Raw genomic sequence first — 9,286 nt, 5'->3', positions numbered from 1 at the left:
GATGTTGAAGGCCTTCGCCGCCTGACGCTGGCTCATGCCCGCCGCGCAGGCCTGGCGAACCCTGAGATATAGTTCCACGCTGAAAATCCTCGCGCCCTCCCTGCTGCCGCAGAAAGGGAAAGGGTGGACGACTTTTACGCCGCCCGCAGCAGCTCCATGCCGCCGCTTCCGTGGACTAGTTTCTCACCGCCGTTCTCATCATGCACGTCCGTTCTGGGGAATACCGATCGCAGCACGAGCGGCGCGGGCGATGACCAGATCCTCGCGCGTGTTCACGATCATCACCGTGGTGCGCGAAAAGTCCGAGGACAGGATGGTCGCATTCTCGGCATTGCGGCCATGGTCGATCTCTATCCCCATCCAGCCCAGCCGCTCGCAAATGCGGCGGCGCACGACCCGACTGTTCTCACCGATGCCGCCACAGAAGATCAAGGCGTCGATGCCGCCCATCACCGCCGTCATGGCGCCGAGTTCGCGCTGCACACGGAACACGAAATAGTCGATGGCGCGGTGGCTGGCGGCATTGTCGGCCTCTTCCAGTGTCCGCATGTCGTTGGACAGCCCGCCCGACAGACCCAGCAGACCCGACTCATTATATAGGATCTGGCGGATCTGGGCCGTGTCCAGATGTTCCCTGTCCAGCATGTAGAGCAGCACGCCCGGGTCAATCTGGCCGCAGCGGGTGCCCATCGGCAAGCCGTCAAGCGCCGAAAAGCCCATCGACGAGGCGACGGAGCGACCGCGATGGATCGCGCACATGGATGCGCCGTTGCCCAGATGCGCCACGACAACGCGGCCCGCCATCAGATGCGGCGCGATCCGTTCCAGTTCGCCCGTGACATAGTCGTAGCTGAGTCCGTGAAAGCCGTAGCGGCGCACACCCGCCTCGTAATAACGGCGGGGGATGGCGAAGGTGTCGTTTACGAACGGTTGACCGCGATGAAAGGCGGTGTCGAAACAGGCGACCTGTGGCACACCGGGAAAAGCCTGCTGCGCGGCACGGATGCCGGCGATGTTGTGGGGCTGGTGCAGGGGCGCGAAAGGCTCCAGTTCGGTCAGCTTGGCGATGACTTCTTCGGTCGCCAGGACCGGCTCGGAATAGTCCAGGCCACCATGAACGACGCGGTGTCCGACCGCGACCATACGCAGGTCGGGAAAAATCCGCTTGACGGTTGCAATCACCACCGCCAGCGCGTCGGCATGGCCGGTCAGATCGCCCGGCTCCCGTTCCAGCACATTGCCATCCGCATCCTTCAGCTTCAGCGTGCCTTGAGGGCCGATGCGGTCGGCCTGTCCGGTCATCAGCGGATCGTCGCCCAGAGCGGGAAACAAGGCGACCTTCAGCGATGACGAGCCGGCATTCAGCGCCAGAAAGCCGCTGTTGCCGAGGGGCAGGTCTTTCATCCCTTTTCTTTCTTGCAAGCATGGTGCAGCGCGGCCACCGCACAAGACGCGAGCCGCGACATCGGACTGTCCGAGCGGGAGTTCAGGATCACCGGCACGCGCGCGCCGAGGACAAGCCCGGCGCCTTCGGCATGGCTGATGAAGGACAGCTGCTTGGCCAGCATGTTGCCCGCGTCGATCCCCGGCACGACAAGGATGTTGGCATGACCCGCCACGCCGCCTTTCAACCCCTTGGTGCGCGCCGCACCAAGATCCACGGCATTGTCCATGGCCAGCGGCCCGTCGACAAGCCCGCCATGGATCTGGCCCCGTTCGGCCATCTTGGAAAGCAGCGCAGCGTCGATCGACGACTGGATCGCCGGAGTGACGGTTTCCACCGCCGATAGAATGCCCGCGCGCGGCTCCATTCCCAGCGACAGCGCCAGGTCGATGGCGTTCTGGGTGATGTCCACCTTGGTCGCCAGATCGGGGGCGATGTTGATCGCCGCATCGGTGACCATCACCGGTTCGGGGCGGCCGGGCACGTCCATGACGAAGACATGAGTGAAGCGCCGCCCGACGCGTAGCCCGTCGACCTTGTCCAGCATCGGCTTCAGCAGGTCGTCGGTATGCAGGTGCCCCTTCATGACCGCGCCGGCACGGCCTTCATGGACCAGCCGGCAGGCGGTTGCGGCCGCGGCCTGATCACCGGCGATGTCGATGACCTCGGCTCCCGTCAGATCCAGCCCGCCTTCGCAAGCCACCGCCGCGATCCGCGCGGCGTCACCGATCAGGATCGGCAGGATGATGTTTTCGCGCGCGGCCAGCAGTGCGCCGCCCAGCGAATTGGCGTCATCCGGGCAGACCACCGCCACGGGCAGCGGCGCCAAGGTTCGGGCGCGCTCGATGAGCACCTCGAAATGGCGGTGGCGTTGGACGATCAGGCCTGGCACCTCGATATCGCCACGGTTGAATTTCTGCGACGGGGCGATAACCTCGGCTTGGCCGTGGATGATGCGCGCGCCGTCCGCAGGCCGCGTCACCTCGGTTTCCAGGGTGACCACGCCGCTCTCGGATTTGTCGGCCACCGTCACCCGGCACAGCAATTCGTCGCCGGCATGCGCACGCGCGTGAAAATTCAGCGTTTGGCGCTGGTAAAGCGTGCCGGGTCCCGGCAGCAGATTGCCCAGGACCGCCGAGATCAGCGAGGCCACGAACATGCCCGGCGCCACGTTTTCGGGTTCGCCATCCCCGTCCATGTCGCCTGAGGGCAGGTGCATCGGGTTGTAGTTCCCCGATGCCGCCGCGAACACATACAGATCGTCCGGGGTGATCAAACGGCGCAGTTCCGCCGTTTGGCCGGGCTCAAGCTCGGCATAGATGCGATTGACGAGGTGCATTTCAGCCCTCGTCCCGGCCGCTGGCTGGCAGGATGTTGCCGCCGGTTCCAGCAGGCGCCTGCTTGCCATGGGCGGTCTCGGCGGCGGTCGTGTCCGGCGCCTTGGGCGGAGCGCCGACCGCAGGGGGTGTTTCCGCCGTGGCGCGCAGGGTCCGGCGCGCGGACGCGGGGCCGCGGCCGAGGCCCGCGACAGTTGCGGCAGGCGTTTGGGCGTCGATGCCGGCCACATCCGGTGGCCCCTTGACCGTGTCGTCCAACGGATCCTCGGTCACAGTCCCCACAAAGCGCGGCATTCCCAGAACATCGTGGAAGCGCTGCAGCATCCGTTGGGTTTCGAGCGACATCTCCTCGGTTGGGCCGGGGATGAAGCGCACCACCTTCAGCGCTAGCTCCCGATCCGCCATGTCGGGCAGCAGCATGGGCAGGGTCTCGATCGCGCGCTCGGGCTCGTAAGTCGCGAGCAGCGTCTGTTCGTGGATGATCCGCGCGCGCCGGTCAGCCCCCAGCGACCGGAACGGCTCGTCCCGCGTCAGCACCGTCGAGGACCGTTCCAGCCGGTCGCGGCGCACGCCCTTGCGTTTCTCGGCCAGCAACACCAGCATGCGGATGACCGCCTCGGCAAAGCCGCCGCGCTCGATATTCTGCAGCGCCAGGGCAACCTCGGGCAGACCGCGTAGCTCGCCAGTCCGTTTCAGGGTACGATGCGCCTCATGCGTGCCGCCGAAGCTGCGCATCCAGGGATTTGACCACAGTGTGTAGAAGCTGAGTTCATAGATCATGTCACGGCTGTCGCGCATGACGTCGATCATCTGCTCGGTCGCCTCCACCCACAGCGCTTCGGCGGCCAGCCAGGGGTTGTCCGGCGCGGCCTTGCGGCGGTTTTCGCGGACCTTCTCGGCCAACTGGGCAACATGGCCCATCATCGGGTTCTTCGACGAGGCCAGGGCGCGTTCCAGCCGCTTTGGATGCAGCGCCCGCGACAGTTCGGCCGTGGTTGGAGTGACCATGGCCTTGATCAGCGGCCGCATCATCGTGTCATAGATCTGCGTCTGCACCTCCGAGGCGCGGGCAACGGCGGCGAAGGGACGTTCGTCCGCGAGACCATCGTCCAGGGCGCGAATGTCGTTCAGCGTGCGTTCGGCGAAACCAACCGTGAAGTGCTTTTTGCCGTCGCGTTCCTCGACATCCTCGATGCGCATCTCGTAAAGTCCCGGTGCCAGCGCCTCGATGGTCTTCAGCGTCGAGGCGACCTCGGCATGTTCCTTCTTCGCGATCTTCGAGGACACAAAGATCCCCAGATGGCCCACCTCTTCATGGACCATATAGATGATGCGCTGTCCACAGATGCGGATTTCCTGCACATCGCTATAGGTTTCGGTGATCCAGTTCAGGGCCTGCTGGGGCGGCGTGATGTTGTCGCCATGACTGGCGAAGACGATGATTGGCGCATGGATCGCCTTGAGGTCGACGGGTCGGCCCGGTTCAATCCGTGCCTCGTTCTTGGCAAGGCGGTTGCCGACGAAAAGCTGCTCGACGATCCAGCGGATTTCGGCCTCGGTCAGCATGAAGAAGCCGCCCCACCACGTTTCGAATTCAAGAAAGCTCTTATCGCCCTTGTCGATGTCGCGGAACAGGTCGGTATACTTGCGAAACAGCGTGCGGCCGGGGTTCAAGGCCTCGAAGTTCTGGACCAGATGCGCGCCGTCGAAGATGCCGCCGCCCAGGTCGGATACGAACATCGCGATCCATGTCCCGCCCAAGATGCCTGCGTTGTAGCGCATCGGGTTTTCGCCCACCTTCCCTGCCCAGGGAACCACAGGCGCGCCGTTGACCACGATCGGACCGGTCAGATCGTTGTTGGTGGCGGCCAGCAGCAGCGTCGCCCAGCCACCCTGGCAATTGCCGGTGATAATGGGATTGCTGGACTTCGGATGGCGGCGCATCACTTCGCGTACAAAGGCAGCCTCGGCGCGGGAGACATCGGCCAGAGACTGCCCGGGCTCGGGACGCGAGCGGAAGGCCACGAAATAGACGGGATGGCCGGCGGCCAGAGCTACGCCGACCTGGCTGTCGCTCTTGAAGCCGCCGATCCCCGGCCCGTGCCCGGCACGCGGGTCGATGATGATATAGGGACGGCGGGTGTCGTCAACTACGACACCTTCGGGCGGCGTGATCTTCAGCAGCATGTAATTGCAGGGATAGGGCAGACCCTTGCCGTCCATGACCACCTCGTAGTCATAGATCAGCACAGGCGGGCAATCGGCCGCCTCGTGTGCCAGGAAGATGTCGCCGCGCTTGCGCAGCGTGTCGGCGGTCAGCACCGCGCGTTCGGCCACATCGCGCTGATAGTCCGCGAGGGAGGCGCCCAGACGGCCTTCCGAGTGAAACTGGCTCATGGACTCAGTCAAGGCCGATCCTGCCTCAAGCAGCCTGCGGGTCCGCTCGGCATGGTCTTCCAGGATGCGCCGGCTGTGGCGCTGCACCGCCGTGGACAAGATCCTGGCGGTCTGCGAACTGGCCTCGATTTCGGCGCGAGCGGCACCGATCCTCGTTTGCAGCAGATCAAGCGTGTCGCTCTGGATGCGCGGCGTGCCAGGCTGAAGCCTTGGATCAAAGAGGTCGAACACGCTTGCCATCTCGAACATGGCTTCAATGGTGGCCGGACATTCGCCCGCAGGCGATCCTCGATCGGATCATACCCGCCTGCGTCGGGCAGTGGCGAAAAGGACGAGCTATCGGTATTCTGCTTCATGGCGTGATCTCCCTGGCGGTTGCCGCCGCCGGTTGGGTGGGTGTTGGTTCACCCGGAGATTACGCCGCCAGACAATTTCTACCACTTCCGAGACACGACCCCAAAAACAAAGCCCCCGGTGATTGCCGGGGGCTATTTTCTTTCTATGGCATAGCTGTCCCAGGCCTGACGAATTCAGCGGCCTGCTGGAACAGCCTGCCTATGAGGCCCTGCAGGCACTATCGCGGTCGCGATCAACGGGTGTTATGGTACGGCGAGGGTGTATGATAGCGTGCTTATGCCCCGGTGTCAGAGCTATGGGCGTCGTCTTGGGCTGCTGACGCTTCGCCACTGTCGCCGGCGGGCTGTTCTCGAACTATTTCCCTATTTACGCACCAGCTCCGCGACTAGCCGCGCCGTTTTCGGGCTGACTGTAGGTTTCTCGGTCACTCACTGTCGATCAAGGACAACATGCGAGCCAAAGGCCGCAATGCCATGTCATATCCGGCGCCCTGCTGCGTCATCTTGGCCTCGGCCTTGTAGGGCATATGCCCCGAAACCTCGAGGAAACTACTAAAGGCACGGCGGTAGAGCGCGCTGTAATCCGGCCAAATAGCCTGACCGTCGGTGGCCGCGATTTGGCCCGGAAGCACACGAAAGCCACTTCCGGGCCGAAGATCAGGCCGCTGCCTCAGTCTTCACCTTGGTGTCTTGCATCCGGTAACGGAACTTCACGTCGGTCAAGCCTGCAGCATCAGAAAGCTGAGCAGCAAGGAGTTGCGGCGCAAGGATATCCACGATCCCTTGAGCGATCAGGTTGCCGAAGGCAGGAACGTGAATGGCTGTCAGAAGCAAACCGTCGGACACGGACTTGTCCGTGGTGATCAGGAGGACTGGGCAGCCGATCTTCTCAACCTGATGGGCCAACTCAACTTCGCGGCCGTCGCCGATAATAATCACTCCAGTGGTAGCGTCCATCGCCTCCAGCGGCCCATGGAGGTAATGCCGCGTGTCATAGGCCGAGGCCGGGATCCGTGCGGCTTCGCGGATCAACAGGGAGGCCCCATCGGCCGTGCCCAGTGCGGCACCCGCGCCCACGCAGTCGATCGCCCTTCGCGTTGCAAAAAGCTCTCCCAGCCGGTCCATCTTCTTTCCTGCGTCTGCAAGTGTCTGCTCTACAACGGTAGACAAGTCCGAGAAGCTGTCGCTGGTAGCACCCAAGAGCCGTTCCACCAGCATGCCCATGCCGAGCAGCGTCGCGGTATAGCCGACACTCGAAGGCGTAGCATCCTGCCCCTGTGCAATCTCCAGATGGAAATCAGAGGCTGCAGCCAGTGGGCCTGTCCCATCCTTGCTGATGCCAATCCGCTTGGCAGACGCCAGCTTTTGGAAGGCCATAACTGTTTCAATGCTACGGCCGCCGGCGGAAAGTCCAATCAGGGTATCCGCGAGATCATGTCCAGCCGCCATGTCACAGGCACGGATTGCGGAAGCGCGGCAGCCCTTGGCCTGCAGTTCTGCGGCTCCGACCACGGCGGCAGCAAAGCTGGCACCAATGCCAGTGACACCAATAACAGGTTGAAGCAGTGCCGACAGGTCTGCGTCGGCCAGTTGACGGGTGACGGCTGCGTGCGTGTCGGCAAGCGCCTCGGGCTGGCGCGCAATTGTGGAACGGTAGCTCATCTGTCTTTCCTTCTTCAGACTTTCTGGGAATGTTCCGGGGACAGGCCGAAGCCCTTGGCGTCCCGCTTGTTCGTGATTTCCGCTGCAAGACGGCAAGCGCCATCCACGGGATGACCCTCGAAAAGCTGCGGCGTGACTTGGCCGTCACTGCGGATCTGGACGGCGGTGACAAACGCATCCCAAAGAGGTGGTTGCGATACGATCACGCTTCCCCCTGCTACGACATGAGACGCCGTGCTGCCGCGCAGCCGGAGATTCACCACGAGGTCCGCCAAAGCTTCAGCGCCCTCGACAATCACGCGGCGGGCCAGGGGCGATCCCTCAACATAGGCGTCAAAGACGGCTGGGGCATGGGCACCAATGGCTGCCGCGTTGCCTTGGCTGGCCAGGGCACTCCCCAGGCGAGGCAGTTCCGGCTGACCGAGCGAGGCGTACATTCGGTGGATCAGTGGGTCTTCGGTGGTAGCACCCGTATCCAGTGCGCGCGCAATGGTGCGCGCGGCTTCCCGAACCAGCCCTGCGGCACTGCCGTCGTCACCGATCAGCCACCCCCACCCTCCCGCCGAGATCATCCGGCCGTCGTCGTCACGGCACACCGCAATCGAACCGGTCCCTGCAACCAGACCGATCTGACCCAGCCGTCCCATGGCCAATGGCATCAGTTCGGCGTCATTGACGACGCGCAGTGGCACCGATGTCCTCGTCCGCAAGGCCGCGGCAAAGGCCTCGCATTCAGGATCGTCGTCACAGCCATGCGCCCCGACGCCAATTCCCACCAAGGCTGTTTCGCCGGTCAGCTCCTGTATCAGACGCAGCAGACTGTCGGCATCGGAGGCGAAGTCGCGACCACGCCAGGATGAGCTGGGCAGCACCACTTCGCGCAGCTTGACCAGGTTGCCTTCTTCAAAACGCCCGAGACAAATTTCGGTCTTGGTGCCCCCGATATCGACGCCGGCAAGGGCGCCATCAGGCGATAATGCAAGGGAACTCATGCGCGGGCCCGCAGGCGTTCGCCCGCCGCATCAAAGACAAGCGCCCGGTTGCTGGCAATCGTTACCGCCACCTCGTCACCAAGATGTGCAGCATGTCTGTCGGCCCTTACGCCGATACGCGTCCCGTCGGACAGTTGCATATGGAGGTAGGATTCTGCCCCCAGGTCCTCGATCAGAGCGACCTTTCCCGAAACTGACAAGTTATCGTCCGCTACAACCTCTCCGGCGCGGAGCACCCGAAGGTGCTCGGGGCGCACCCCAAGGTCGATCTGCATACCTGGCGCCAGGCGAACACCGGCTGGCAGCATGACGGTGCCGCCGGCGGCCAGATCGGCCTGGGCACCATCCCTTGTGCGCGCGGACAGGAAGTTCATCTTGGGCGAGCCGACGAAACCGGCGACAAACCTGTTGTCGGGATCATCATAGAGGTCCAGCGGCCGCCCATATTGCTGGACCTTTCCGCCGCTCATGACCACCATCTTGTCCGCCAAGGTCATTGCTTCGACTTGGTCGTGGGTGACATAGATCATCGTGGTGCCGAGCCTGCTGTGCAGCTCCAGCAACTCGGCCCTCATCTGCACACGCAACTCAGCATCAAGGTTGGACAACGGTTCATCGAACAGGAACACTCGAGGTTCGCGGACGATCGCCCGTCCGATGGCTACACGCTGCTTTTGCCCCCCCGACAGCTGCCCCGGCTTTCGATCGAGCAGCTTGTCCAGCCGCAGAATGGTCGCGGCCTTGTTGACGCGGTCCCGGATCAGCGCCTTCGGCATGTGCGACATGCGCAAGCCAAACGAAATGTTCTGGAACACTGTCATGTGGGGGTAGAGCGCGTAGGACTGGAACACCATTGCTGTTCCGCGCTTGGCCGGATCAACATTGTTGATGACTTCGCCTTCCAGAGAGATAGTTCCTGATGACGGCGTTTCGAGTCCAGTGATCATCCGCAGAAGTGTTGATTTTCCGCAACCTGACGGGCCGACAAAGACGACGAACTCGCCGTTCTCAATAGATAGGTTGATGTCGTCCAGAACGCTGAGGGTTCCAAAACTTTTTTGGAGGGACTTGATTTCAAGAAAAGCCATTGCTTTCAAA

The 9,286-nt window shown here is 63.1% G+C and carries 7 protein-coding genes; 1 reads left to right on the top strand and 6 read right to left on the bottom strand.

Features of this window, described 5'->3' with window-relative positions:
• Positions 1-198 precede the first annotated feature (198 nt).
• The 3 genes from ACTJI6_RS17640 to ACTJI6_RS17630 are packed head-to-tail and all read right to left on the bottom strand — an operon-like array spanning position 199 to position 5,178.
• Positions 199-1,404 (bottom strand): acetate/propionate family kinase, encoded by a 1,206-nt coding sequence (locus tag ACTJI6_RS17640; protein WP_440802527.1) that lies wholly within the window; start codon positions 1,402-1,404, stop codon positions 199-201.
• The gene (locus ACTJI6_RS17635; RefSeq protein WP_088233794.1) at positions 1,401-2,783 is read right to left on the bottom strand and encodes a bifunctional enoyl-CoA hydratase/phosphate acetyltransferase; all 1,383 of its coding nucleotides are present in this window, start codon (positions 2,781-2,783) and stop codon (positions 1,401-1,403) included. The genes ACTJI6_RS17640 and ACTJI6_RS17635 overlap by 4 nt, the downstream gene beginning before the upstream one ends.
• Position 2,784: 1 nt before the next feature.
• Entirely contained in the window at positions 2,785-5,178 is a 2,394-nt protein-coding gene (locus ACTJI6_RS17630; RefSeq protein ID WP_440802528.1) for a DUF3141 domain-containing protein, read from the bottom strand.
• On the opposite strand from ACTJI6_RS17630, the gene ACTJI6_RS17625 reads away from it, so the two are divergent.
• Entirely contained in the window at positions 5,164-5,541 is a 378-nt protein-coding gene (locus tag ACTJI6_RS17625) for a hypothetical protein (protein ID WP_440802530.1), read from the top strand. The two genes, ACTJI6_RS17630 and ACTJI6_RS17625, sit on opposite strands and share 15 nt — an antisense overlap.
• 650 nt (positions 5,542-6,191) lie before the next feature.
• Here the strand turns inward: ACTJI6_RS17625 and ACTJI6_RS17620 are convergent.
• From ACTJI6_RS17620 to ACTJI6_RS17610, 3 genes are read right to left on the bottom strand one after another with little or no spacing between them, the layout of a single operon-like run.
• On the bottom strand, positions 6,192-7,196 hold the full coding sequence (locus ACTJI6_RS17620) for an SIS domain-containing protein (protein WP_440802524.1): 1,005 nt from the start codon (positions 7,194-7,196) through the stop codon (positions 6,192-6,194).
• A 14-nt stretch (positions 7,197-7,210) separates the two neighbouring features.
• A complete protein-coding gene (locus ACTJI6_RS17615) occupies positions 7,211-8,188 on the bottom strand; it encodes an N-acetylglucosamine kinase (RefSeq protein ID WP_440802522.1) in 978 nt (325 codons plus the stop codon).
• Entirely contained in the window at positions 8,185-9,276 is a 1,092-nt protein-coding gene (locus ACTJI6_RS17610) for an ABC transporter ATP-binding protein (protein ID WP_440802520.1), read from the bottom strand. Before ACTJI6_RS17610 ends, ACTJI6_RS17615 begins: the two co-directional genes overlap by 4 nt.
• Positions 9,277-9,286 lie beyond the last annotated feature (10 nt).

The sequence above is a fragment of the Paracoccus sp. 22332 genome (genome assembly GCF_052045125.1).
In the GTDB taxonomy this organism is placed as follows: domain Bacteria; phylum Pseudomonadota; class Alphaproteobacteria; order Rhodobacterales; family Rhodobacteraceae; genus Paracoccus; species Paracoccus haematequi_A.
The sequence above is the reverse complement of the archived record's forward strand: the minus strand, read 5'-3'. Positions and strand labels throughout refer to the sequence as shown.

Bases quoted from the DNA above. Each gene is read 5' to 3' on its own strand.
- ACTJI6_RS17640 (WP_440802527.1), bottom strand. From the start codon at position 1,404: ATGAAAGACCTGCCCCTCGGCAACAGCGGCTTTCTGGCGCTGAATGCC.
- ACTJI6_RS17635 (WP_088233794.1), bottom strand. From the start codon at position 2,783: ATGCACCTCGTCAATCGCATCTATGCCGAGCTTGAGCCCGGCCAAACG.
- ACTJI6_RS17630 (WP_440802528.1), bottom strand. From the start codon at position 5,178: ATGAGCCAGTTTCACTCGGAAGGCCGTCTGGGCGCCTCCCTCGCGGAC.
- ACTJI6_RS17620 (WP_440802524.1), bottom strand. From the start codon at position 7,196: ATGAGCTACCGTTCCACAATTGCGCGCCAGCCCGAGGCGCTTGCCGAC.
- ACTJI6_RS17615 (WP_440802522.1), bottom strand. From the start codon at position 8,188: ATGAGTTCCCTTGCATTATCGCCTGATGGCGCCCTTGCCGGCGTCGAT.
- ACTJI6_RS17610 (WP_440802520.1), bottom strand. From the start codon at position 9,276: ATGGCTTTTCTTGAAATCAAGTCCCTCCAAAAAAGTTTTGGAACCCTC.